The sequence below is a fragment of the Leclercia sp. W17 genome (genome assembly GCF_003336325.1).
Lineage (GTDB): Bacteria > Pseudomonadota > Gammaproteobacteria > Enterobacterales > Enterobacteriaceae > Enterobacter.
In genome coordinates, this window is the sequence record NZ_CP031101.1 from 593553 (window position 1) to 617046 (window position 23494).

22 protein-coding genes are annotated in these 23494 nt (G+C 58.5%); 6 read left to right on the plus strand and 16 right to left on the minus strand.

The annotated features are described in order from the left end of the window. Nucleotides 1-27 precede the first annotated feature (27 nt). The 9 genes from DVA44_RS03010 to DVA44_RS03050 all read right to left on the minus strand — a co-directional run bounded on the left by DVA44_RS03010 (nt 28) and on the right by DVA44_RS03050 (nt 5865). Nucleotides 28-420 (minus strand): DoxX family protein, encoded by a 393-nt coding sequence (locus DVA44_RS03010; RefSeq protein WP_168194446.1) that lies wholly within the window; start codon nt 418-420, stop codon nt 28-30. Nucleotides 421-645: 225 nt separating this feature from the next. Further along, nucleotides 646-960 (minus strand): YqjK-like family protein, encoded by a 315-nt coding sequence (locus DVA44_RS03015; RefSeq protein WP_103177131.1) that lies wholly within the window; start codon nt 958-960, stop codon nt 646-648. Beyond that, complete coding sequence (locus DVA44_RS03020) at nt 957-1355, minus strand: phage holin family protein (protein ID WP_103177130.1); 399 nt, start codon at nt 1353-1355, stop codon at nt 957-959. Before DVA44_RS03020 ends, DVA44_RS03015 begins: the two co-directional genes overlap by 4 nt. 2 nt (nt 1356-1357) lie before the next feature. Further along, nucleotides 1358-1663: a YqjD family protein gene (locus tag DVA44_RS03025; protein WP_103177129.1), complete on the minus strand. Its 306-nt coding sequence runs from the start codon at nt 1661-1663 to the stop codon at nt 1358-1360. Nucleotides 1664-1692: 29 nt separating this feature from the next. Next, nucleotides 1693-2061 carry a DUF1090 domain-containing protein gene (locus DVA44_RS03030; protein WP_114385696.1) on the minus strand — a complete coding sequence of 123 codons (369 nt, stop codon included), beginning with the start codon at nt 2059-2061 and terminating at the stop codon, nt 1693-1695. 154 nt (nt 2062-2215) lie between these two features. After that, nucleotides 2216-2578, minus strand: a complete 363-nt coding sequence (gene mzrA, locus DVA44_RS03035; RefSeq protein WP_371413859.1) for an EnvZ/OmpR regulon moderator MzrA — start codon at nt 2576-2578, stop codon at nt 2216-2218. Nucleotides 2579-2603: 25 nt separating this feature from the next. After that, on the minus strand, nt 2604-3266 hold the full coding sequence (gene yqjA, locus DVA44_RS03040) for a DedA family general envelope maintenance protein YqjA (protein WP_059307126.1): 663 nt from the start codon (nt 3264-3266) through the stop codon (nt 2604-2606). A 346-nt stretch (nt 3267-3612) separates the two neighbouring features. Beyond that, the gene (exuR, locus tag DVA44_RS03045; RefSeq protein ID WP_103824890.1) at nt 3613-4389 is read right to left on the minus strand and encodes a transcriptional regulator ExuR; all 777 of its coding nucleotides are present in this window, start codon (nt 4387-4389) and stop codon (nt 3613-3615) included. A 177-nt stretch (nt 4390-4566) separates the two neighbouring features. Further along, nucleotides 4567-5865: an MFS transporter gene (locus tag DVA44_RS03050; protein WP_103824889.1), complete on the minus strand. Its 1299-nt coding sequence runs from the start codon at nt 5863-5865 to the stop codon at nt 4567-4569. Between the two features lie 471 nt (nt 5866-6336). Between DVA44_RS03050 and uxaC the strand changes: the two genes are divergently transcribed. Then, nucleotides 6337-7749 (plus strand): glucuronate isomerase, encoded by a 1413-nt coding sequence (gene uxaC / locus DVA44_RS03055; protein ID WP_103824888.1) that lies wholly within the window; start codon nt 6337-6339, stop codon nt 7747-7749. 17 nt (nt 7750-7766) lie between these two features. Further along, on the plus strand, nt 7767-9254 hold the full coding sequence (locus tag DVA44_RS03060) for a UxaA family hydrolase (protein ID WP_103824887.1): 1488 nt from the start codon (nt 7767-7769) through the stop codon (nt 9252-9254). 86 nt (nt 9255-9340) lie between these two features. On the opposite strand, the gene sstT is transcribed toward DVA44_RS03060, so the two are convergent. From sstT to DVA44_RS03085, 4 genes are all read right to left on the minus strand, one after another. Further along, a complete protein-coding gene (gene sstT / locus DVA44_RS03065; protein WP_114385697.1) occupies nt 9341-10582 on the minus strand; it encodes a serine/threonine transporter SstT in 1242 nt (413 codons plus the stop codon). Between the two features lie 297 nt (nt 10583-10879). Next, nucleotides 10880-11848, minus strand: a complete 969-nt coding sequence (locus DVA44_RS03075; RefSeq protein WP_103824885.1) for a TerC family protein — start codon at nt 11846-11848, stop codon at nt 10880-10882. A 271-nt stretch (nt 11849-12119) separates the two neighbouring features. Continuing rightward, on the minus strand, nt 12120-13118 hold the full coding sequence (locus tag DVA44_RS03080) for a Gfo/Idh/MocA family protein (protein WP_114385699.1): 999 nt from the start codon (nt 13116-13118) through the stop codon (nt 12120-12122). A 70-nt stretch (nt 13119-13188) separates the two neighbouring features. After that, entirely contained in the window at nt 13189-13692 is a 504-nt protein-coding gene (locus tag DVA44_RS03085) for a YgjP-like metallopeptidase domain-containing protein (RefSeq protein ID WP_103824884.1), read from the minus strand. Between the two features lie 85 nt (nt 13693-13777). Here DVA44_RS03085 and rlmG point away from each other — a divergent pair, with 85 nt between their 5' ends. After that, nucleotides 13778-14914, plus strand: coding sequence for a 23S rRNA (guanine(1835)-N(2))-methyltransferase RlmG (gene rlmG / locus DVA44_RS03090; protein WP_114385700.1), 1137 nt, complete (start codon nt 13778-13780; stop codon nt 14912-14914). Nucleotides 14915-14995: 81 nt separating this feature from the next. Here the strand turns inward: rlmG and DVA44_RS03095 are convergent, their stop codons facing one another. From DVA44_RS03095 to lsrR, 3 genes are all read right to left on the minus strand, one after another. Then, a complete protein-coding gene (locus tag DVA44_RS03095; RefSeq protein ID WP_114385701.1) occupies nt 14996-17017 on the minus strand; it encodes an NADPH-dependent 2,4-dienoyl-CoA reductase in 2022 nt (673 codons plus the stop codon). A 184-nt stretch (nt 17018-17201) separates the two neighbouring features. Continuing rightward, the gene (gene lsrK, locus DVA44_RS03100) at nt 17202-18782 is read right to left on the minus strand and encodes an autoinducer-2 kinase (RefSeq protein ID WP_114385702.1); all 1581 of its coding nucleotides are present in this window, start codon (nt 18780-18782) and stop codon (nt 17202-17204) included. 32 nt (nt 18783-18814) lie between these two features. After that, nucleotides 18815-19786 (minus strand): transcriptional regulator LsrR, encoded by a 972-nt coding sequence (lsrR, locus tag DVA44_RS03105; RefSeq protein WP_103177114.1) that lies wholly within the window; start codon nt 19784-19786, stop codon nt 18815-18817. 214 nt (nt 19787-20000) lie between these two features. Between lsrR and lsrA the strand changes: the two genes are divergently transcribed. The 3 genes from lsrA to lsrD are packed head-to-tail and all read left to right on the plus strand — an operon-like array spanning nt 20001 to nt 23494. After that, nucleotides 20001-21488 carry an autoinducer 2 ABC transporter ATP-binding protein LsrA gene (gene lsrA / locus DVA44_RS03110; protein ID WP_114385703.1) on the plus strand — a complete coding sequence of 496 codons (1488 nt, stop codon included), beginning with the start codon at nt 20001-20003 and terminating at the stop codon, nt 21486-21488. Beyond that, nucleotides 21485-22516 carry an autoinducer 2 ABC transporter permease LsrC gene (lsrC, locus tag DVA44_RS03115; protein WP_114385704.1) on the plus strand — a complete coding sequence of 344 codons (1032 nt, stop codon included), beginning with the start codon at nt 21485-21487 and terminating at the stop codon, nt 22514-22516. Before lsrA ends, lsrC begins: the two co-directional genes overlap by 4 nt. Continuing rightward, the gene (gene lsrD / locus DVA44_RS03120; protein ID WP_114385705.1) at nt 22517-23494 is read left to right on the plus strand and encodes an autoinducer 2 ABC transporter permease LsrD; all 978 of its coding nucleotides are present in this window, start codon (nt 22517-22519) and stop codon (nt 23492-23494) included.

A 23494-nucleotide genomic window follows, 5' to 3' on the forward strand; every position in this document is an offset into this window, starting at 1 on the left:
CTCGCTTTTTGATTCAGTATAGCGTGCTTACCACTTCTTATTCAGGACGCGGTCGATGCTGTATGCACCCGGGCCGGTGATAGCCAGCAGCAGGTAACCGCCTGCGATAGTCAGGTTTTTCATGAACATCAGCGAGTTCACCCCTTCCGCAAAGTTGCTGTGGAACAGGAACGCGGTCAGCAGGGTAAAGCCTGCGGTGAACAGTGCGGTAGTCCGGGTCAGGAAACCGAACAGAATGGCCAGGCCACCACCCAGTTCAAGCAGAATGGTCAGCGGCAGCAGGAACCCCGGAACGCCCATCGCTTCCATATACTGTTGCGTGCCGGCGTAACCCCCGATTTTGCTCCAGCCTGCGGTAATAAACAGGATTGGCATCAGAATGCGCGCTACCAGTACACCAACATCTTCTAATTTTTTCATCTTACTCTCCAGGGAACCTCTTGGGCTGTAAATACTATTTATTGTGCAAAATCGGGCGGATGCCGCGGTCTCGCTGTCGATGGAGAGAATCATAAACGGGGCGAATGGGGATTGTTAGCAAGGAAAACTGTCAATCTTCTTCAAAGATATTGAGTAATGTGAAGGGAAGGGATGGATAAAAGTAAAGCGCCAGGAGGCGCTTTACAGGGTGAGGCAGGGTAAACGTCAGCGGGTTTCTTGTTTGCGGAGCTGCTGCTGGGTAAGGGTGGTTTTAATCATCTTCCACGCGCTCCAGATGCCCAGGCCGCGGCGCGCCCAGCGGATCAGCATATTCGGATGGCGCACGGCCCTCACCGCCAGAATGCTGCTCCCTATCAGCGCCCACGCCCGCAGGTTCAGAAACATATTCCACCCGCGGTCATAGCTGTGCGTGGCTTCCAGCCAGTCGCGGCTGCCAGCCGACAGATCCAGCCGTTGCTGCTGGATCTGGCTCAGCAAAAATGCCTTTTCTCGCTCACGTTCCGCTCGGCTTCTGCTCACTTTTTGTCATCCTCCAGCAGTGACCGGTCGTTGGCGAGTTCCTTACGGGTATGATGTAGCAGGGTCGACTGGCGCACTTTGCGCATGGTCCATATTCCCCCTATCAGAGCAGCAAGCAGCAGCACCACGGTGGTGCCAATCATCACATTAAGACGATACTGCGGATCGACTGCCCAGATAATCAATACCATCAGGCTCATCAGGCCAAAGGCGGCGAAGAGCATGGTCAACCCCAGCATCAGTAGCAGTTGGAAGAGATTCGCTTTCTCTTCTTCCAGTTCGACCACTGCCAGCCGGATACGCGTCTCTGCGATGCCGACGAGAGTAGTCAAAATCCGCTGTCCGATACCGAGAACGTTTTTTGCGGGCCCTTGTGGTTGACGTGAATCTTCCATAATTAACGTCGCGTAAGCAGCATGCCGATGACAACGCCAACCGCAGCACCGATACCTACGCCGGCCCACGGATTTTCACGCACATACTCATCAGCGCGCGCGGCGGCCTCACGGGTCTGTTTCGCCAGTGCATCGCTGGTTTCGCCCAGACGATAGCGGCTTTCGTGCAGGGCCTGCTCCGCTTTATTACGCAGTTTGCTCAGCTCTTCTTTCGACTTATTACCAGAGGAGCTCAGTACCTCTTCCAGGGTATCCGCCAGGGACTTCAGTTCAGCGCGTAAATGGTCTGACGTGGTATCTTTTGACATGATTCTCTCCTGTTACGATGTCCGTTAAATCAGTAATCGCGAGACTCCAGCGCTTTCAGTTCGTTCTGCGCTTCTTGCAGTTTCTGCTCACGTTTGGCAACTTTGTCTGCATCGCCTTTCTCCTTTGCCTCCGCCAGATCCCGGCGGCGTTCAGCAATTTCTTCTTTCTGTTCGGCAATCTTGCGCTGGTGATCGGCGCGCAACTTGCTGTCGGAACAGTTCGCTTTCACTTCGCTCAGTGCTTTATTCAATCCATTGATTCTGCTCTGATTGTTATGCTTTTCAGCGTAACTGATCTCGCGTTGAATATCCTGTTCCTTCTCCTGACAAAGAGACGAAGCGAACGAAGCTGTGCTCAAAGAAAAAAGGGCGAGGCCCAGGGCGATGCGGTAATTCATTGTTGAAACCTTCCATTGTTTTCGACGTAACCTGCGGAAATGTCGAATTCCAGAGTCGTGCGGAGTACGTGTGAGAGGTGCTCCGCGTACTTAAGCATAGTAAGTAAACGGGGATATCACCAAAGTAAGTGAAAAGATTCAGATTAGTGGAAATTTAGCCTAACAGACGTGATGTATCACGCAGACGGGTCAGCCAGACCACCGCCTGATTGTCATTATCCTGTTGAGCAATGATATAGCCATGCGGCAGGCTGCGATCGAGCACCTTCTTCGCGGCAGCGCTCTGTACGCTGGAGTCGAAGGTGATCAGCAGCACATCTTTCTGCGGGGTAATACTTTTGAACTGAATGCCGTTGGCATCCAGGTGATGCCAGATGGAGAAACCATCCGGCATGCTGACGCCCTGATTGACCGCGCGGATCGCCAGCGTCGATTCCTGTTTTTGCAGCGCCGCCCAGGCCAGCAGCAGGGCGCTGAACATCACCAGCGCGACCATGGCGTAAGAGAGACGGCGCATTGACGCGTTAGGATTGGCCATGTCGTTAGCCCTGACTTCCATGTTTTTTCTTCCAGAGAACCACCAGCGAACCAATCAGCCCGAACACCAGCAGCACGACTGGCAGCAGCATCAGGCAGGACATCAGCTGATCTTCATATTTCAGGAACACCGGCGTTTTGCCGAGCAGATAACCCAGCGTAGTAAGGATCAGCACCCACAGCAAGCCACTCATCCAGTTAAAGAACTGGAAGCGCGTGCTGCTAAGACCAGACAGACCGGCAATGGTTGGCAGCAGGGTGCGGACAAAGGCGATAAAGCGGCCCACCAGCAGCGCAGAAAGCCCGTGCTTGTGGAACAGGTGATGCGCCCGCTGATGATAGTGTGCCGGCAGGTGCGATAGCCAGTTCTGCACGATACGCGTATTGCCAAGCCATCGCCCCTGGATATAGCTCAACCAGCAGCCGAGGCTGGCGGCAATGGTCAGCAGCAGGACGGTTTGCGGAAATTGCATTGCCCCTTTTGCGCACAGCACACCCACCAGTACCAGCAGACTATCGCCAGGCAGGAAAGCGGCAGGAAGCAGACCGTTTTCAAGAAACAGAATCATAAACAGGACAAAATAGAGCATGCCAATCATGGACGGATTGGCCAGCGTTTCGAAATCCTGAGCCCATAAGGCATTAAGTAGTTGGGTCAAAAGTTCCATTCAGTGTTCCTGGAAAGCGGTTAACGACGCACCTGTCAACCGGGTCAAACAGCACGGCGACATTTTTTATAATTTCATTATGGTCGCTCGCGGACACAGTGTGTGGCCAAACTGTTCCCTGTTAAATGGCTAAGTAAGCAAGCACTAACTAACTAAACGGCAAATTGCATCTAATTGTAACAAACGCCAATGGGATCCGTCACAGTATTTACATGTACCGCAGATAGATTTTGTCTTAACCCAGGGAGGAGACGCGAGGCTATTTACAAAGGCTGACACTATATATGTTTACTTACCCACCGTGGCCGGAAGGCGCAGCGAAGCGCCTGCCGATGCGTGAAGAAAACTATTTTGCGTGACTGACAGCGCTATCGAGGTGAACCACCGGATTCTCAGCAAAAAGATAGCGGTCAGCGTTAAATTCGAAGTCGTCACTGGTTTCATTGAACAACATCTGTTTGGTGTTTTCGAGATGCTGCCACATGGCTACTTTTGCCGCATGCGGGTCTTTACGAATCAGCGCCTTAAGGATTTGGTCATGATCGTCACACCAGTTATCCACGGTGCGGGAATCGATGTGATCGTGCAGTTTTTTCCAGTACGGGTTATGAACGCGCTGAGTCCACATTTTTTCGACGATTGCCGCAAGCGCGGTGTTTTGCGTCGCCAGCGCCACCTGAACATGAAACTGCAGGTCCCACTCGGAGTCGCGGAAGCATTTCTCTTTACGCGCGTTGTCCTGGATCTCCATCAGCTTCATGATGTCCTGCTTGGTCACCTGCGTCGCCGCAAACTCGGCGATATTACTCTCAATAAGCTGACGAGCCTGGAGCAGCTCAAAGGGACCGTAATTGGCAAATTCCAGATTTTCTTCCGGGGCCGGGGAGTGTTTTGGCTGGCTGGAAATAACATGAATGCCGGAACCTTTACGCACTTCAACATAGCCTTCCACTTCCAGCATGATGATGGCTTCACGAACCACGGTGCGGCTTACGCTCTTCTCATCAGCGATAAAACGCTCGGCAGGTAATTTGTCGCCTACCAGATAAACGCCTTGCTCGATGCGCGATTTCAGTTCGGCAGCAAGTTGCTGATAAAGACGACGGGGTTCGTTGATTTCCATATGCGCTCCAGGCAGGGTATGGCTAATGATTTGTTATACCACTTTTACCCCTTTCTCTCCAGATTTGACCCGCAAAAAAGCCGCTCGGGGGCGGCTTTTATATACCAGGTCGCACTTCGCTTGCGCGTCCTGGCGGTTTAGTAGGCCGGGTAAGCGAGGCGCCACCCGGCAATAAATCTAGCTCTGAGTCGCGGGCCTTCCAACGGACTCTTGCAACAGCTCCTCTGCGGACTTGCTTTTCAGCACCGTCCAGATAAGCACCGCCCCCAGCAGGTCGAAGACAGCCAGTACTGCGAACAGCGGGCTAAAGCCGATGGTGTCAGCCAGCGCACCGACCACCAGGGCGAACAGGGTACTGGCGGTCCAGGCTGCCATCCCGGTCAGGCCGTTAGCGGTCGCCACTTCATTACGACCGAAGACGTCAGAAGAGAGGGTGATCAGCGCACCGGAGAGAGACTGGTGAGCAAAGCCCCCGACGCACAGCAGCGCAATCGCGACATACGGGCTGGTGAACAGGCCGATCATCCCTGGGCCAATCATCAGCAAGGCACCCATGGTCACAACCATCTTACGGGAGACAATCAGGTTCACGCCGAACCAGCGCTGGAACAGCGGTGGCAGGTAACCCCCGACGATACAGCCCAGGTCTGCAAACAGCATTGGCATCCAGGCGAACATGGCGATCTCTTTCAGGTTAAAGCCGTAAACTTTAAACATGAACAGCGGGATCCAGGCGTTGAACGTCCCCCATGCAGGCTCAGCCAGGAAGCGCGGCAGAGCGATACCCCAGAACTGACGGGTACCCAGGATCTGCAGGACAGACATCTTCTTGCCGTTATTGGTCTGGTGCTGGGACTCCTGGCCGCCGATGATGTAGTCGCGTTCTTCATCAGAGAGCTTCTTCTGATCGCGCGGGTGTTTGTAGAAGATCAGCCAGGACATCGCCCAGGCGAAGCTCAGCACGCCGGAGAGAATAAACGCCAGCTGCCAGCTGTGCATCACGATAGCCCACACCACCAGCGGCGGAGCAATCATCGCGCCGATAGAGGAACCCACGTTGAAGTAGCCCACCGCGATGGAACGCTCTTTCGCCGGGAACCACTCGGAGGCCGCTTTCAGACCCGCAGGGATCATTGCCGCTTCCGCAGCACCTACCGCGCCACGGGCCAGCGCCAGACCACCCCAGCTGCCTGCCAGCGCGGTTGCGCCGCAGAAGATGGCCCAGGTGACGGCGAATACGGCATAGCCAACTTTCGTACCCAGAATATCCAGCACGTAGCCTGCTACCGGCTGCATGATGGTATAAGCCGCGGAATAGGCCGCGATAATATAGGAGTATTGTTGCGTGGAGATATGCAACTCTTCCATCAGCGTTGGCGCAGCCGCCGCTATGGTATTACGCGTCAGGTAGCCCAGCACGGTGCCGAGCGTCACCAGTGCGATCATGTACCAACGTAACCCTTTAATTTTACGCATGTAAAACCTCATCGTTATGTTATTGCCGCACCGGAGTACGGGCATCTCTATGCATTGCGTGAGATGTTTTCAACGGGAGGGCGTAACCGGGAATGCTCCCGGTACGGCCCGAACCTTGCCATAAGTAACGTGCATAATTCGGTATCCTTACCGCTGAGTCCGACGCCTGTGGCACCGGTAATGCATTCCGTCGGCTTATAATTTGCGACGGCAGAACGATAACTTGTCATACAACTTTAAAAGGTGAGTGACATCACAAATGTGTCAATAATTGTAAGGGTAATGTCGAGGCTGCGTCAGGCCAGAGCTGGCGCGGTGTTGAGCGGTGTTTACTCCTTTGGGCGTAGATTATTTGTCGACGTTTATTGATCTAACTCACGAAAAAATCATCGGCCTCTGGAAATTGGTGTGATAACTTTGCAGCATCTGAACATTGCTGTTTTCTGACGTGCCCGTTAAGAGGATGACGACATGACTCCGTTTATGACTGAAGATTTTCTGTTAGATACCGAATTTGCCCGCCGCCTGTACCATGATTACGCGAAAGACCAGCCGATTTTCGACTACCACTGCCACCTTCCGCCGCAGCAGGTTGCCGAAGATTACCGTTTTAAAAACCTGTATGACATCTGGCTGAAAGGCGACCACTACAAGTGGCGCGCCATGCGTACCAACGGGGTGGCTGAACGCCTCTGTACCGGCGATGCGTCTGACCGTGAAAAATTCGATGCCTGGGCCGCGACCGTGCCGCACACCATTGGTAACCCGCTCTACCACTGGACCCATCTGGAGCTGCGCCGTCCGTTCGGGATCACCGGCAAGCTGCTCTCTCCGTCTACCGCGGATGAGATCTGGAACGAATGCAATGAGCTGCTGGCCCAGGATAAATTCTCTGCCCGCGGCATCATGAAGCAGATGAACGTGAAGATGGTCGGCACCACCGATGATCCAATCGACTCTCTGGAGCATCACGCCGTTGTCGCGAAAGACAGCTCGTTTGATGTCAAAGTGCTGCCAAGCTGGCGCCCGGATAAAGCGTTCAACATTGAGCAGGCGACCTTTGCCGACTACATGGCGAAGCTGAGTGAAGTCTCTGATACCGAGATCCGCCGTTTCGGCGATCTGCAGACCGCGCTGGCGAAGCGTCTGGATCACTTCGCGGCTCACGGCTGTAAAGTGTCTGACCATGCGCTGGACGTGGTGCTGTTTGCTGAGGCGAACGAAGCCGAGCTGGACAGCATCCTGGCGCGCCGCCTGGCGGGTGAAACCTTGAGCGAGCATGAAGTGGCGCAGTTCAAAACCGCAGTGCTGGTCTGGCTGGCGGCAGAATATGCTCGTCGCGGCTGGGTGCAGCAGTACCACATTGGCGCGCTGCGCAACAACAACCTGCGTCAGTTCAAGCTGCTGGGTGCCGATGTCGGTTTCGACTCCATCAACGACCGTCCGCTGGCGGAAGAGCTCTCCAAACTGCTGAGCAAACAGAACGAAGAGAATCTGCTGCCAAAAACCATCCTCTACTGCCTGAACCCACGCGATAACGAAGTGCTGGGCACCATGATCGGTAACTTCCAGGGCGAAGGGATGCCGGGCAAAATGCAGTTCGGTTCCGGCTGGTGGTTCAACGACCAGAAAGATGGCATGGAGCGTCAGATGACCCAACTGGCGCAGCTCGGTCTGCTGAGCCGCTTTGTCGGCATGCTGACCGACAGCCGCAGCTTCCTTTCCTATACTCGCCATGAATATTTCCGTCGCATTCTGTGCCAGATGATTGGCCGCTGGGTCACCGCAGGCGAAGCGCCGGCCGATATCCAGCTGCTGGGCGAAATGGTGAGAAACATCTGCTTTAACAATGCGCGCGACTACTTCGCTATTGAACTGAACTAAGGCCGTCTGAGGTTGATATGCAATACATCAAAATCCATTCGCTGGATAACGTTGCGGTCGCGCTGGCCGACCTGAGCGAAGGCCTGGAAGTGACGTTTGACAACCAGACCGTCACCCTGCGCCAGGATCTGGCGCGCGGGCACAAGTTTGCCCTGCAGCCGATTGCCAAAGGGGAGAACGTTATCAAATACGGTCTGCCTATCGGCCATGCCCTGGCGGATATCGCGGCGGGTGAATTTATTCACTCCCACAATACGCGCACCAATCTGAGCGATCTGGATGAGTACAGCTATCAACCTGAGTTGCTGGCTGAGAGCCGCCAGGCGGCAGATCGTGACGTTCAGATCTACCGCCGCGCCAGCGGTGAGGTGGGGATCCGCAATGAACTGTGGATCCTGCCCACCGTCGGCTGCGTCAACGGCATCGCCCGTCAGATCCAGAGCCGCTTCCTGAAAGAGACTAACCAGGCGGAAGGCACCGACGGTGTCTTCCTGTTCAGCCACACCTACGGCTGTTCCCAGCTGGGTGACGACCACATCAACACCCGCACCATGCTGCAAAACATGGTCCGCCACCCGAACGCCGGGGCGGTGCTGGTGATTGGCCTCGGTTGTGAAAACAACCAGGTGGATGCCTTCCGTGAAACGCTGGGGGATTTCGACCCTGCCCGCGTTCACTTTATGGTGTGCCAGCATCAGGAAGATGAAGTGGAAGCCGGTCTGGAGCATCTGCATGAGCTGTATGAGGCGATGCGCCATGATAAGCGTGAGCCAGGCAAGCTGAGCGAGCTGAAGTTTGGTCTGGAGTGCGGCGGCTCGGATGGGCTGTCCGGCATTACCGCTAACCCGATGCTGGGTCAGTTCTCTGATTATGTCATCAGCAACGGCGGCACCACCGTGCTGACCGAAGTGCCTGAGATGTTCGGCGCCGAGCGGATCCTGATGAGCCATTGCCGCGACGAAGCGACGTTTGAAAAGACCGTCACCATGGTCAACGACTTCAAGCAGTACTTTATCGCCCATAACCAGCCGATTTACGAGAACCCATCCCCGGGCAACAAGGCGGGCGGGATCACCACGCTGGAAGAGAAATCCCTCGGCTGTACCCAGAAAGCGGGTGCCAGCCAGGTGGTGGACGTCCTGCGCTACGGCGAGCGGTTGAGCACGCCAGGTCTGAACCTGCTAAGTGCACCGGGTAACGATGCCGTTGCTACCAGCGCCCTGGCGGGGGCGGGCTGCCATATGGTGCTGTTCAGCACCGGTCGCGGCACCCCGTACGGCGGTTTTGTGCCAACGGTGAAAATTGCCACCAACAGCGAGCTGGCGGCGAAGAAAAAGCACTGGATCGATTTCGATGCCGGTCAGTTGATCCACGGCAAAGCGATGCCGCAGCTGTTAACGGAATTCGTGGATGTGATTGTGGATATCGCCAATGGCAAACAGGCCTGCAACGAGAAAAACGACTTCCGCGAGCTGGCGATCTTTAAGAGTGGTGTGACGCTGTAGGTGTGGTGTCGGGTGGCGCTAACGCTTACCCGACCTACGAACCAAAATCAGGCCCGGTAAGGCGTAGCCGCCACCGGGCTTTTTTATTAACTACGTAAAGCGTTCTTAGCCAGACGCGCATCTTCAGCCTGACACGCCGCGGCGGTAAACAGCACGTCGGTGGAGGAGTTCAGCGCGGTTTCGCAGGAGTCCTGCAGCACGCCAATGATAAAGCCCACAGCCACAACCTGCATCGCCACTTCATTCGGAATACCGAACATGTTGCAGGCCAGCGGGATCAGCAGCAGAGAACCACCCGCCACACCCGATGCGCCACAGGCGCACAGCGAGGCCACGACACTCAGCAGCAGCGCGGTTAACAGGTCGACCGGCACGCCCAGGGTATGCACGGCAGCCAGGGTCAGCACGGTGATGGTGATCGCCGCACCTGCCATGTTCACCGTCGCACCCAGCGGGATAGAGACGGAATAGGTGTCACGATCCAGGTTCAGCTTCTCGGCCAGGGCCATGTTCACCGGAATGTTTGCCGCGGAGCTGCGGGTAAAGAAAGCGTAGACGCCGCTCTCACGCAGGCAGGTCAGCACCAGCGGATAAGGGTTACGGCGGATCTGCCAGAACACCAGCAGCGGGTTGATGACCAGTGCCACCAGCAGCATGCAGCCCACCAGCACGACCAGCAGTTGCGCATAGCCCCACAGGGTTTCAAAGCCGGTTGTCGCCAGCGTGGAGGAGACCAGGCCGAAGATACCGATCGGCGCAAAGCGGATCACCACTTTCACCATAAAGGTCACCGCGTTGGACATATCGTTAACCAGGTTTTTGGTGGTCTCGTTACCGTGGCGCAGGGCAAAGCCCAGACCAATGGCCCACACCAGAATGCCGATGTAGTTAGCATTCAGCAGCGCGTCAATCGGGTTAGAGACCATGCTCATCAGCAGGCCGCGAAGCACTTCCACGATGCCCGATGGTGGGGTGATATCGCCCGCTGCAGAGGTGAGGTGCAGCGTGGACGGGAACACGAAGCTAAAAATGACCGCCGTCAGCGCGGCAGAGAAGGTGCCCAGCAGATAAAGGAACAAAATCGGGCGAATGTTGGTTTTCTGTCCTTTCTGGTGGTTGGCAATGGAGGCCATAACCAGCATCAGTACCAGGACTGGGGCGACGGCTTTTAACGCGCCAACGAACAGGGTGCCGAGCAGGCCGGTGGCAATTGCCGCCGGTTTAGAAACCAGTGCCAGTAAAATACCCAGCACCAGGCCTACCAGTATTTGTTTAACAAGGCTGCCCTGCGCCAGACGCGCGAGCAAACCCGGGGATTGCATGGTCATAAAAATTCCTTCAGTGAGATTGCGTTCCGTCCCGGAGATGCTCTCAGGCACTTATATTCCGGTTAGAGGTGTGTGTTTGTCAGGATGAGTATATTGAATGCGTGAAGTCTGGGAAGAGCAAAATGCTGGAATTTACGTACTGCGTCATGTTTTTTAACTGTCTTGTTACATTTTTGCCGGGTAGCGCGTTTTACTCCGCTGCGTGTTGTAATGCCGGGTGGCGCTGCGCTTACCCGACCTACAAAACCGTAGGCCCGGCAAGCGTCGCGCCGCCGGGCACCAGACCGCACAATCCCCTTACTGGATCTGCCGCTTCTTATCGTTCTGGTGGTTCACCCAGGCGTTGATAAGCAGGGTCACAACCAGGATGCCAAACACCACGCCCAGCGAGATAGCGATCGGGATGTGATAGAAATCGACAATCAACATCTTAATGCCGATAAAGACCAGGATCACCGACAGACCATACTTCAGCATTGAGAAGCGCTCCGCCACGCCCGCCAGCAGGAAGTACATCGCACGCAGGCCGAGGATCGCAAACAGGTTTGAGGTCAGCACGATGAACGGGTCAGTGGTCACCGCGAAGATGGCCGGAATACTGTCGACCGCGAAAATCACATCGCTCAGCTCCACCATGATCAGCACCAGCAGCAGCGGCGTGGCAAACAGCAGGCCGTTTTTACGCACGAAGAAGTGCTCGCTTTCGATGGTATCGGTCATACGCATATGACCACGCAGCCAGCGTACCAGCGGCTTCTCGCCAATACCGGTTTCATCTTCCTTCGCCAGCGCCATCTTCACGCCGGTAAAGAGCAGGAAGGCGCCGAAAACATAGAGCAGCCATTCAAACTGGGTAATGAGCCAGCTACCGGCAAAGATCATGATGGTACGCAACACGATCGCGCCCAGCACGCCATACACCAGCACCCGACGCTGCAAGGCTGCAGGCACCGCGAAATAGCTGAACAGCATCAGCCAGACGAAGACGTTATCCACCGCCAGGGCTTTTTCAATCAGATAGCCGGTGAGGAACGCCAGCGCCTGGGGATCGGCCACCGCGCGGCCTTGCGTAATGGAGAGATACCACCAGAAGGCGGCACAGAAGAGCAGGGAGAGCGTGACCCACACCAGCGACCAGGCGGCCGCCTGCTTCATGGTCATGCCATGCGCGCCGCGCCGACCCTGCAAAAAGAGATCGATCGCCAGCATGATGACCACAACGATGGCGAATCCTCCCCACATCAGCGGAGTACCGACAGTATTCATACAATTTTCCTTCCACAAAAAAAACGGCTAACGTCAGAAGACGATAGCCGTTGCGTTTTTTGTGCATAGACCTCGCCTTCCGGCAAGGTCTCACTTACAACAAGAAAGGAATACGCTCACGTATTCCTTTTTCGTTGCCCGGCGACCGGATGCGGTATTACACGCATCGTAATGACGATCCACCGACCAGGAAGTTACTCCCCTTTGCAGGTAACAAAATATGTCAGGCCACTGGTTTCGTCAATGGCCTGCACGAATTCATTACACAGCTTTACGCGGTAACTTCTGCGTTAAGGCCGTCAGCCGGGAAAACCACCCCTGTCTGGCGACGGATCTCGGTTTGCAGCTTCGCCGTGGTACGGCTCACCGCAAGGCCCGGATGGTTAACTTCCTGGGTTTCGACCAGACGCGCGAACACCTCTGCCTCATACAGCATAGTGTTGATATGCTGAGGCTGCGTCAGTTCCTGAGGCTTGCCGCCGCGCGGGACGTAGCTCAGCTTCTGGCACTCAGAGATCTTCTCGATCACCAGCGCGCCGTTCTCGCCCTGGATCTCGCTTGGCAGCACCGAGTCACTCACCTTGGAGTGCTGCAGCGTCACGCTGAAATCGCCATAATCCAGCACCACCAGGCCGTGGGCATCCACGCCGCTTTCCAGCAGGCTGGCGGTCGCCTGCACCCGGTGCGGCTCGCCCCACAGCGCCACCGCCGAGGCCAGGCAGTAGAAACCGATATCCATAATCGAGCCGTTGGAAAACTGCGGATTAAAGGTGTTCGGATTCTCGCCGTCCAGGTAGCGCTGGTAGCGCGACGAGTACTGGCAGTAGTTGATAAAGGCTTTGCGGATGCGGCCCACTTTCGACAGCGACTGCTGCAGCAGCAGGAAATTCGGCAGGCTGGCGGTTTTGAAGGCTTCAAACAGCACCACCTGGTTTTCCCGCGCAAGGGCAATGGCGGCTTCAACCTCATTGATATTTGAGGCCAGCGGCTTCTCGCAAATCACATGTTTTTTATGGCTGAGGAACAGCTTCGTCTGCGGGAAGTGCAGAGAGTTGGGGCTGGCAATATAAACCGCGTCAATCGCATCGCTTTGCGCCATCTCCTCCAGCGAGGTAAAGAGATGTTCGACGAGGTAGTCGTTCGCAAAGGTCTGGGCCTGTTCAAGGCTGCGGGAATAGACTGCGGTAAGTTTATATTTGCCGGTCTCATGGGCGGCATCGACGAACTGACGGGTGATCCAGTTCGTCCCAATGACTGCGAAACGTATCATAAACGTTTACGTACTCCGTAGCAGGGAACCTTTAGCCACTGTAGCACGTCATCATGACAAATCGCGTGCGCTAAACCGCATTACTCTTTAACGATAGATGCGTCAGCCACAGCCGGGTATCAAACTCCAGCTGGTGGTACTGCGGCTCCATGTGGCAGCAGAGGGAATAGAAGGCTTTATCGTGCTCCTTCTCTTTCAGGTGCGCCAGCTCATGCACCACGATCATGCGCAGGAACGCCTCCGGTGCGTTGCGAAACACGGTCGCCACACGGATTTCGGCTTTGGCCTTCAGCTTGCCGCCCTGCACGCGGGAGATGGCGGTGTGCAGACCCAGCGCGTTCTTCAGGACGTGGATCTTGTTGTCATACATCACCTTATTGATCGGCGGGGCGCTCTTGAGGTAACGGCTTTTGAGATCCTGCGTATACTGCCAGAGCGCTTTATCGGTAGCGACATCGTGGGTGCCGGGATAGCGTTTTTCCAGTACCGCGCCCAGCTTCTGCTCGGCAATCAGGCTACGAACCTGAGAAAGTAAATGCTCCGGGTAGCCCTGGAGATAAGGAAGTTGGTTCATCAAAAGCCCACATCAGTGTGAAAACGGGTATACTCACGCACCCTTTTCAGGGATAACGCCGAAATTTTACCACTCAGGAGGGCCGATGAGCCACTTAGACAACGGTTTCCGTTCACTCGACTTAAAACGTTTCCCGGAAACGGACGACGTTAACCCGCTGCAGGCGTGGGAAGCGGCGGATGACTATCTGCTGCAACAGTTGGATGACACCGAAATCAGCGGCCCGGTTCTGATCCTGAATGATGCTTTCGGCGCCCTGGCTTGCGCCCTGGCCGAACACACCCCTTACAGCATCGGTGATTCGTACATAAGCGAGCTGGCGACGCGGGAAAACCTGCGTCACAACGAACTCGATGAAGGCAGCGTAAAGTTCCTCGACAGCACCGCGGATTATCCGCAGGCACCGGGCGTGGTGCTGATCAAAGTGCCGAAAACAATGGCGTTGCTGGAGCAGCAGCTCCGTGCGCTGCGCAAGGTGGTGACGCCAGAGACACGCATTATCGCCGGTGCCAAAGCGCGTGATATCCATACCTCTACGCTGGAACTGTTCGAGAAAGTGCTGGGGCCTACCACCACTACGCTTGCCTGGAAAAAAGCGCGCCTCATCAACTGTACCTTTAGCGCACCGGAACTGGCCGACGCGCCAGAAACCCTGAGCTGGAAGCTGGAAGGCACCGACTGGACCATCCACAACCACGCCAACGTCTTCTCCCGCACCGGGCTGGATATCGGGGCGCGCTTCTTTATCGAGCATCTGCCGGAAAATCTGGAAGGAGAGATCGTCGATCTGGGCTGCGGTAACGGGGTGATCGGCCTGACGTTGCTGGCGAAGAACCCGGAAGCGAGCGTGGTCTTCAGCGACGAATCGCCGATGGCGGTGGCCTCCAGCCGTCTCAACGTGGAGACCAACATGCCGGAGGCGCTGGATCGCTGCGAGTTTATGATCAACAACGCGCTCTCGGGCGTGGAGCCGTTCCGCTTCAACGCCGTGTTCTGCAACCCGCCGTTCCATCAGAAGCACGCCCTGACCGATAACGTCGCCTGGGAGATGTTCCACCACGCGCGCCGCTGCCTGAAAATCAACGGGGAGCTGTACATCGTTGCCAACCGCCACCTGGACTACTTCCACAAGCTGAAGAAGATCTTCGGTAACTGCACCACCATTGCGACGAACAACAAGTTCGTGGTGCTGAAAGCGGTCAAATTAGGTCGTCGTCGTTAAGATGGTTTTGCCCGGTGGCGCTACGCTTACCGGGCCTACAAAACCGTAGGCCGGTGCAAGCGTAGCGCCGCCCGGCAATGCCTAGATCTCCAGTGCCAGCTTCGTCCCCTGGGCAATCGCCCGCCGGGCATCCAGCTCCATCGCCACATCGCACCCGCCAATCAGATGCACCGTTCTGCCCGCCTCGCGCAGCGGCTCGGCCAGATCGCGCTTCGGCTCCTGTCCGGCACACAAAATCACATGATCGACAGGCAGCAACTGCGGTTCACCGCCGATCATCACATGCAGCCCTTCGTCGTCGATCTTCTGATAACTCACCGCCGGGATCATCTTCACGCCGCGGGCGAGGAGGGTGGCGCGGTGGATCCAGCCGGTGGTTTTCCCCAGCCCTTCGCCAGGTTTGCTGGCCTTGCGTTGCAGCATCACGATCTGGCGCGGGCTTTTTGGCAGCTGTGGCCCTTCCGGACGCAAGCCCCCCACCTGATTCAGGCTGGTGTCGATGCCCCATTCTGCGCAGAATTCCGCGATATTCTGGCTGGTGGCCTCGCCCGTCTGGCTCAGGTACATGGCGGTATCAAAGCCGATCCCGCCGCAGCCGATGATCGCCACCCGATCGCCCACCGGCGCTTTGTCGCGCAGCACGTCGAGGTAGCTCAGCACTTTCGGATGATCGATGCCCTCGATCGCAGGGGTGCGCGGGGCGATCCCGCTGGCGAGGATCGTTTCGTCAAAGTCGGCGAGATCGTCCGCGGTGACCCACTGGTTGAGCCGCAGATCCACGCCGGTAACCTCGATCATCCGGCGGTAGTAGCGCAGCGTCTCGTAGAACTCCTCTTTGCCGGGGATCTGTTTGGCAATATTAAACTGCCCGCCAATTTCCTGGGCCGCGTCGAACAGCGTGACGCTGTGCCCGCGCGAGGCAGCATTCACCGCAAACGCCAGCCCCGCCGGGCCTGCGCCCACCACCGCCAGCCGTTTCTTATTCCCTGCCGGCACCACCGGCATTTTGGTCTCATGACAGGCGCGCGGGTTCACCAGGCAGGAGGTGACTTTGCCGACGAAGATCTGATCCAGACAGGCCTGGTTGCAGCCGATACAGGTGTTGATCTCATCCGCACGGCCGCTTTGCGCTTTGGAGAGGATCTCCGCATCGGCGAGGAAGGGCCGCGCCATCGACACCATATCGGCATCGCCATTCGCCAGCAGATCGTCTGCGACTTGCGGATCGTTAATGCGGTTGGTGGTCACCAGCGGGATCGACACCTTGCCTTTCAGCCTGCGGGCCACCCAGCTAAACGCCGCGCGCGGCACCGGGGTGGCGATGGTCGGAATGCGCGCTTCGTGCCAGCCGATCCCGGTGTTGATGATGGTTGCGCCCGCCGCCTCTATGGCCTGCGCCAGCTGGACGGTTTCCTCGAAGGTGCCGCCGCCCTCCACCAGGTCGAGCATCGACAGGCGGAAGATAATAATAAAGTCGCTTCCGGCGCGCTCACGTACGGCGCGTACCACCTCCACGGCAAAGCGCATCCGGCGGGCATAGTCGCCGCCCCATTCGTCCTCGCGCTGATTGGTGCGGGCGGCGAGAAATTCGTTAATCAGATAGCCTTCGGAGCCCATCACCTCCACGCCGTCGTAACCCGCCTCGCGGGCCAGCGCCGCGCAGCGGGCAAAGTCATCGATCAGGGTCAGGATCTCGTCGTGGGTCAGCGCTTGCGGCTTAAAGCGGTTGATCGGGGCCTGGATCGCCGACGGCGCCACCGGGTTTGGCTGATAGCTGTAGCGCCCGGTATGCAGAATTTGCAGGGCGATTTTACCGCCTTCCTGGTGGACGGCATCGGTCACGAGCCGGTGATGGGGCAGCTGTGCCGCATCGTTCAGCACCGCGCCGCCCTCCATCGCCACCCCGGATGGCGCAGGGGCCACACCGCCAGTAACGATGAGCGCCACCCCGTGACGGGCGCGTTCGGCATAGAAGGCAGCCAGCCGCTCAGCACCGTCCGGCCGCTCCTCCAGCCCGGTATGCATCGAGCCCATTAACACGCGGTTTTTCAGGGTGGTGAAGCCCAGATCGAGGGGGGCGAATAGCGACGGGTAGCGGCTCATAGTCTCTTCCAGTGTAAAATTATTGTTATGTGGTCGGATGAGTTACTAATTTAGCCAGCGGCAGAAGAAAGGTAAAAGCGGGATCGAATGATTGTGATAGATCTCAAAGAACTTCCCCGGTGGCGCTGCGCTTACCGGGCCTACAAAATCGTAGGCCGGATAAGCGCAGCGCCATCCGGCGTTTTTACGGCGCCGTTGCGCGCACCAGCCCCGGTGCCTGCCACATCGACGTTGTCAGCCCGCTGTCCACCAGCCCGAGCTGGTCGGCATAGACCGCCTGCCACTTCTGCATCATGCCGTCGTACAACGCCCGGTGCGCCGGATTGGGGGTAAATTCCCGGCTCCATTTCACCAGCGACTCTCCCGTGGCAGCCATATCACCATACAGCCCGGCGCCGCTCCCGGCGGCGATGGCGCAGCCCAGCGCGGTAGCCTCTTTTACCTCCGGCACCCGCACCGGCAGGCCGGTAACGTCGCTTAAGATCTGGCTCCACAGCGCCCCTTTCGCGCCGCCGCCGGCAAACACCAGGCTATCAAAGGTGACGCCGGAGAACTGCGAAATCTGCGCCAGGTTGCAGGCGGAGACAATCGCCGCATTCTCCTCCAGGGCGCGGAACAGAGTAGCCTTATTGCATTTTTCCGGGTCGATGGAGAGGTTAATAAACGACGGCGCAGCGTGATACCACTGCTTAAAGTGCATGGCGTCGGAGAAGATCGGCATCACCCCGTGGGAGCCCGCCGGCACCCGGCTGGCCATCTCCTCCATCAGGGCGTAGGTGTCCATCCCCATGCGTTCGGCAATCAGCTTCTCTTCGGCGCAGAAGGCGTCGCGGAACCAGCGCATGGTCAGCCCGGTGAAGAAGCTGATCGACTCCGCCTGGGCCATACCCGGAATGACGTGCGGGTTCACGCGGATGTTCATCTGCGGATCGGTGCGCACCTGCGGCAGGTTGACCACCTGCTGCCAGAAGGTGCCGCCCAGCACCGCGGTTTGCCCGGCGCGGACTACTCCCAGGCCCAGACAGCCCAGCTGCACATCGCCGCCGCCCATCACCACCGGCGTGCCTTCCCGCAGGCCCGACTGCTGCGCCGCCTCCCGGGTGACGGCACCCAGCACGCTCCCCGTCTCTTTGACCGGCGAGAGGATATCGGCCCGCAGCCCGGCCATGTCCAGCAGCGCGGGCCGCCAGTCGCGGGAAAAGAGATCTAACATGCCGGTGGTGCCGGCGTTAGAGGGGTCAACGGCCAGCTCGCCGGAGAGCTTCGCCGCCAGCCAGTCGCTGATCATGGTGATGGTCGCCGCGTTGCGATAAATATCCGGGCGATGGTGCGCCAGCCAGAGCAGGCGCGGCATGGCGCTCAGGGCCAGGGTCTGGCCGGAGACGTCATAGACTTCGGATTCAAAGCGGTAATCGTGGATCTCTTTGAGTTCGGCCACTTCGCGGCTGGCGCGGGCATCGACGTTGGCGCAGGCCCAGATGGCGTCGCCGTTGCGGTCGTAGAGGACAATCCCCTCGCGCATTGAGCAGCAGGCGACGGACTGGATATCCGCCGCGGTCAGGTGCGCCCGCTCAAGCGCCTGGTGAATACACTGGCAGGCCAGCCGCCAGTTGGTGTCGAGGTCGAACTCCATCGAGCCGGGAACGTTCTCCACGCTCAGGTGTTTCCATTCGGCCTGGCCGACGGCTATCTGGTTGCCCTGGAGATCAAACACCACGGCGCGAACGCTGCCTGTCCCTGCATCTAACGCTAAAAGGTAACTCATGAGCTTGCCTCGTGTCAGGCGCAGGGCGACTCTTATCCGGCCAGAGCCAGCACCGCGCGGGCTGTCGTCTCTTCCGTCACCAGGCCATTGATACGGCGACCCTTCAGTGCGGCATAAATCGCATCGGCTTTCTCTTCTCCTCCGGCGACGCCAACGATGGTGGGCAACTGTGCCAGTTCATCGAGGGTGACGCCCAGTAATTCACGGTGGATCTCCAGATCCGATACCCGCTCTCCCTCGGCATTGAGGAAATAGCCCAGGATGTCGCCCACCGCCCCTTTGCGGGCAAACATCAGCTGTTCCCCTTCGCTGATGTAGCCGGAGCGCAAGATGGTGGCATCCCGGCGCTGGTTTACGGCGCCAATGCCGACCACGGCGGCGTCGGCTGCGGTGGCGGCGAGGATCACATCCCGCACGCTGGTTTCCCGCTTCAGGATCCCGGCCACCTCTGCGGAGGAGACCCGCAGCGGGGCGGGGATCATGCTGACGCTGCAGGCGGCATCCAGCTGACCAATGCCGGTCATATAGGGCCCGACGCCGCCGGAGAGGGTCACCAGCCGCACCTGCTGGGAGCTGATAAAGCCGCTTAAGTGCTGAATGCAGCTCATGGTGGTTTCACCAAATCCCACCGCCAGCAGTTGCCCCGGCTCCAGCACGCCCATTAACGACTGCGCGGCGCCAATCCCCAGGCGCACGCTCATCGCCGGGGTATTCAGGGCGGGCAGCACGCGCACCAGCTTCAGGCCGAAACGCTGCTGGAGGGCGGTCTCCAGCGCCAGACACCCTTCATAGCGGGAGTTGATCTGCACGCGAATCACCCCGGACTGTCGGCCTTTTTCCAGCAGCCGCGAAATCTTGAGCCGCGGTAAACCCAGCCGTTCGCCGATATCGTTCTGCGTCAGGCCGTCGTGGTAGTAGCACCACGCCACGCGCGCCACCAGTTCCTCTTCCGTCAGTGCCAGTCCGGCAAATCGTCCCTCTTCGGCAACGCGTTTCTCAGCCATATTTGAACTCTTATCAAAATTTAGATCATATGTTCGCTTTGCCGCAGCCTGAATCTGTGAGCCACACGGCAAAACGGATATTCCGGAATGTTTCAGCATTATCGGGATCATATCCCTAAAACTGTGATCCCTGCACGGTTGTAAATATAGTTCACCGTCTACGCTTTTGAACATTATTAATTTCAAAAATCATTTGTTCAATAGCGGAGCGATAATGAGAGCACTGATTGAGGCGCGCGGGATCCAGAAGCAGTTCTCCGGCGTTCCAGTATTGAAAAACATTGATTTCACTCTGCTTGCCGGCCAGGTCCATGCCCTGATGGGGGGCAACGGCGCCGGGAAATCGACCCTGATGAAGATTGTTGCCGGGGTCGAAACGCCCGACCGCGGTGAACTTTCTATTGAGGGCCAGCCTTTTGCTCGCCTCAAACCGGGCCAGGCCCACCAGCTCGGCATCTATCTTGTACCCCAGGAGCCGATGTTGTTTCCGAACCTCAGCGTGCGGGAAAACATTCTCTTCCGCCTGCCGCGCGGGCAGGCCACCGCCCAGCGCCTTGGGGATAAGCTGGAGCAGCTCCAGTGCCAGCTCAATTTAGAGGCCGCCGCCAGCACCCTGGAGGTGGCGGATCAGCAGATGGTGGAGATCCTGCGCGGGCTGATGCGCGAGGCGAAGATCCTCATCCTCGATGAACCCACCGCCTCGCTGACGCCGGGCGAAACGGAGCGCCTGTTCCGCCAGATCCGCGCGCTTCAGGAAACGGGGGTCGGTATCGTCTTTATCTCTCACAAGCTGCCCGAAATTCGTCAGCTCGCCAGCCACGTCTCGGTGATGCGTGACGGGGCGATCGTGCTGAGCGGCGAAACCGCGCAGTTTGACGATAACGCGCTCATCGCCGCCATGACCCCGGTCAGCCGCGATCAGCAGTTGAGCGACACGCAAAAGCTGTGGCTGGCGCTGCCGGGCAATCGCCGCACCCAGGCGCAGGATTTTCCGGTGCTGCGCGTGGAGACGCTTACCGGGGAGGGCTTTATCGATCTCAGTCTGGAGATCTACGCCGGGGAGATCGTCGGCCTGGCGGGATTAGTAGGCTCCGGGCGCACCGAATTTGCTGAAACGCTCTACGGCCTGCGCCCGTCGCGGGGCGGGAGGATCTGGCTCGAAAACCAGCAGATCGACCGCGATCCGGTCAGCGCCCGGCTGGAGAAAGGGCTGGTCTATCTCCCGGAAGACCGGCAGGTCTCCGGCCTGTTTCTCGATGCGCCGGTACGCTGGAATACGGTGGCGCTGAACGAACCTTCCCTATGGCAGCAGCGCAAACGCGAGGCGGCGGTGGTGGAGCGCTATCACCGGGCGCTGGGGATCAAACTCAACAGCCCGGATCAGACCGTGCGCACCCTGTCGGGCGGCAATCAGCAGAAGGTGCTGCTGGCCCGCTGCCTGGAGGCCAATCCGCTGCTGCTGATCGTCGATGAGCCGACCCGCGGCGTGGACGTCTCGGCCCGGGCCGATATTTATCAGCTAATCAAAAGCGTAGCGGCGCAAAACGTGGCGGTGCTGATGATCTCCAGCGACATGGATGAGTTTCCCGGCCTGGCGGATCGGGTGCTGGTGATGCACCAGGGGGTGCTCAGCGGGGAACTGCCGCGCCACGCCGTCAGCCTCGATCGCATGATGTCCCTGGCCTTCGGAGGGCAGGCATGAAAACACTCCTGAAAAACCGCGAGCTCAGCGCTCTGCTGGCGATCCTCGCCCTGTTTGTGGTGCTGGTAGCCCTGAATCCAGCCTATCTCAGTTTGCAGACCCTGGGGATGATCTTCGCCAGTTCGCAAATCCTGATCCTGCTGGCCCTCGGCGCCGGGCTGGTGATGCTGACCCGCAATATTGATGTGTCGGTCGGCTCGATTGTCGGGCTCTGCGCCATCGCCGTGGGCGTGGCGCTGAACAACGGCTACGGCCTGCCGGTGGCGATCCTCTTTGCGCTGGCGATCGGGGCGCTGGCGGGGGCCTTCAACGGCCTGCTGGTGGTGGGGCTGCGCATTCCGGCGATTGTCGCCACCCTCGGCACGCTGGGACTGTGGCGCGGGGTGATGCTGCTCTGGACCGGCGGGAAGTGGATTGAAGGGCTGCCGGTGAGCCTGAAATCCCTGTCAGAGCCGGTGGCGCTTGGGGTATCGCCCCTGGGGATCGTGGTGCTGATTATCGCCGCTCTCGGGACCTGGACGCTGTCGCGCACCGCCTTTGGCCGGGACTTTTACGCCGTGGGGGATAACCTCGCTGCCGCCCGCCAGCTCGGGGTGGCGGTCAACCGCACCCGGATGGTGGCCTTCACCCTCAACGGCGTACTGGCCGCCTGCGCCGGGATCGTCTTTGCCGCGCAGATCGGTTTTGTCCCTAACCAGACCGGCAGCGGGCTGGAGATGAAAGCCATCGCTGCCTGCGTGCTCGGCGGCATCTCCCTGCTCGGCGGTACCGGCACCTTAATTGGCGCCCTGCTGGGGGCCTTCTTCCTGACTCAGATCGACACCGTGCTGGTGCTGTTCCGCCTCCCGGCCTGGTGGAATGACTTTATCGCTGGCCTGGTGCTGTTGGGGGTGCTGGTACTCGACGGACGGCTGCGCCAGGCGCTGGCGCGTCATCAGCGGGCGCTGAAGTACAGCCGTTTTCAGCCGGGCAACAAAGGGGGGAAGCACGTCACCCCGTTTCGCAAACGCAACAAAGAGGTGGCGTAGATGAAGCTTAACTGGGAGTGGGCGCTGCTGCTGTTACTGGTGCTGGAGATCCTGCTGTTTGGCACCCTCAATCCGCGGATGCTCGACATCAATATGCTGCTGTTCAGCACCAGCGATTTTATCTGCATCGGCATCGTGGCGCTGCCGCTGACGCTGGTGATCATCAGCGGCGGGATAGACATCTCCCTCGGCTCGACCATCGGCCTGTGCGCCATCGCCCTGGGGGTGATGATGCAGTCTGGCGTGCCGATGGCGGCGGCGATCCCGCTCACTCTGCTGCTCGGGCTGCTGTGTGGTCTGTTCAACGCGGCGCTTATCCACTACACCGGCATCAGCCCGCTGGTGATCACCCTTGGCACACTCTACCTCTACGGCGGCGGGGCGCTGCTGCTCTCGGGTATGGCCGGGGCGACCGGCTACGAAGGCATTGGCGGCTTCCCGGAGAGCTTCACCGCTTTTGCCAATCTCACGGTTATCGGGCTGCCTGTCCCATTGGTGCTGTTCGCGATCATCACCTTTCTCTTCTGGCTGATTACCCATCGCGGGCGCTTTGGCCGCCATCTGTTTCTGATTGGGCAGAATCCGCGCGCGGCGCGCTATGCGGCGCTGTCGGTTAACGGCATGCCCTACGCGCTCTATGGCCTGGTGGGGGTGGCGTCGGCGATTGCCGCCCTGGTGATGGTCTCCTATTTCGGCTCGGCGCGCTCTGATTTAGGGCGCGACCTGCTGATGCCCGCGCTCACCGCGGCGGTGCTGGGCGGGGCGAATATCTATGGTGGTTCAGGTTCGGTACTGGGTACTGCGCTGGCGGCATTGCTGGTGGGGTATCTGCAACAGGGGTTACAGATGGTCGGCATCCCCAACCAGGTGTCGAGCGCGCTGTCAGGGGCGCTGTTGGTTGTGGTGGTGATGGGACGTTCACTGAGTCTGCACCGTGAGTGGGTGCGATCTCTCTTCACAAAACTACCCGGAGCGTAA

Bases quoted from the DNA above. Each gene is read 5' to 3' on its own strand.
- DVA44_RS03075 (WP_103824885.1), bottom strand. From the start codon at position 11,848: ATGAATACTGTCGGTACTCCGCTGATGTGGGGAGGATTCGCCATCGTT.
- uxaC (WP_103824888.1), top strand. From the start codon at position 6,337: ATGACTCCGTTTATGACTGAAGATTTTCTGTTAGATACCGAATTTGCC.
- DVA44_RS03025 (WP_103177129.1), bottom strand. From the start codon at position 1,663: ATGTCAAAAGATACCACGTCAGACCATTTACGCGCTGAACTGAAGTCC.
- exuR (WP_103824890.1), bottom strand. From the start codon at position 4,389: ATGGAAATCAACGAACCCCGTCGTCTTTATCAGCAACTTGCTGCCGAA.
- DVA44_RS03010 (WP_168194446.1), bottom strand. From the start codon at position 420: ATGAAAAAATTAGAAGATGTTGGTGTACTGGTAGCGCGCATTCTGATG.
- mzrA (WP_371413859.1), bottom strand. From the start codon at position 2,578: ATGCGCCGTCTCTCTTACGCCATGGTCGCGCTGGTGATGTTCAGCGCC.
- lsrR (WP_103177114.1), bottom strand. From the start codon at position 19,786: ATGGCTGAGAAACGCGTTGCCGAAGAGGGACGATTTGCCGGACTGGCA.
- lsrD (WP_114385705.1), top strand. From the start codon at position 22,517: ATGAAGCTTAACTGGGAGTGGGCGCTGCTGCTGTTACTGGTGCTGGAG.
- DVA44_RS03095 (WP_114385701.1), bottom strand. From the start codon at position 17,017: ATGAGCCGCTACCCGTCGCTATTCGCCCCCCTCGATCTGGGCTTCACC.
- yqjA (WP_059307126.1), bottom strand. From the start codon at position 3,266: ATGGAACTTTTGACCCAACTACTTAATGCCTTATGGGCTCAGGATTTC.
- lsrC (WP_114385704.1), top strand. From the start codon at position 21,485: ATGAAAACACTCCTGAAAAACCGCGAGCTCAGCGCTCTGCTGGCGATC.
- DVA44_RS03080 (WP_114385699.1), bottom strand. From the start codon at position 13,118: ATGATACGTTTCGCAGTCATTGGGACGAACTGGATCACCCGTCAGTTC.
- lsrA (WP_114385703.1), top strand. From the start codon at position 20,001: ATGAGAGCACTGATTGAGGCGCGCGGGATCCAGAAGCAGTTCTCCGGC.
- DVA44_RS03030 (WP_114385696.1), bottom strand. From the start codon at position 2,061: ATGAATTACCGCATCGCCCTGGGCCTCGCCCTTTTTTCTTTGAGCACA.
- lsrK (WP_114385702.1), bottom strand. From the start codon at position 18,782: ATGAGTTACCTTTTAGCGTTAGATGCAGGGACAGGCAGCGTTCGCGCC.
- rlmG (WP_114385700.1), top strand. From the start codon at position 13,778: ATGAGCCACTTAGACAACGGTTTCCGTTCACTCGACTTAAAACGTTTC.
- DVA44_RS03085 (WP_103824884.1), bottom strand. From the start codon at position 13,692: ATGAACCAACTTCCTTATCTCCAGGGCTACCCGGAGCATTTACTTTCT.
- DVA44_RS03060 (WP_103824887.1), top strand. From the start codon at position 7,767: ATGCAATACATCAAAATCCATTCGCTGGATAACGTTGCGGTCGCGCTG.
- DVA44_RS03020 (WP_103177130.1), bottom strand. From the start codon at position 1,355: ATGGAAGATTCACGTCAACCACAAGGGCCCGCAAAAAACGTTCTCGGT.
- sstT (WP_114385697.1), bottom strand. From the start codon at position 10,582: ATGACCATGCAATCCCCGGGTTTGCTCGCGCGTCTGGCGCAGGGCAGC.
- DVA44_RS03050 (WP_103824889.1), bottom strand. From the start codon at position 5,865: ATGCGTAAAATTAAAGGGTTACGTTGGTACATGATCGCACTGGTGACG.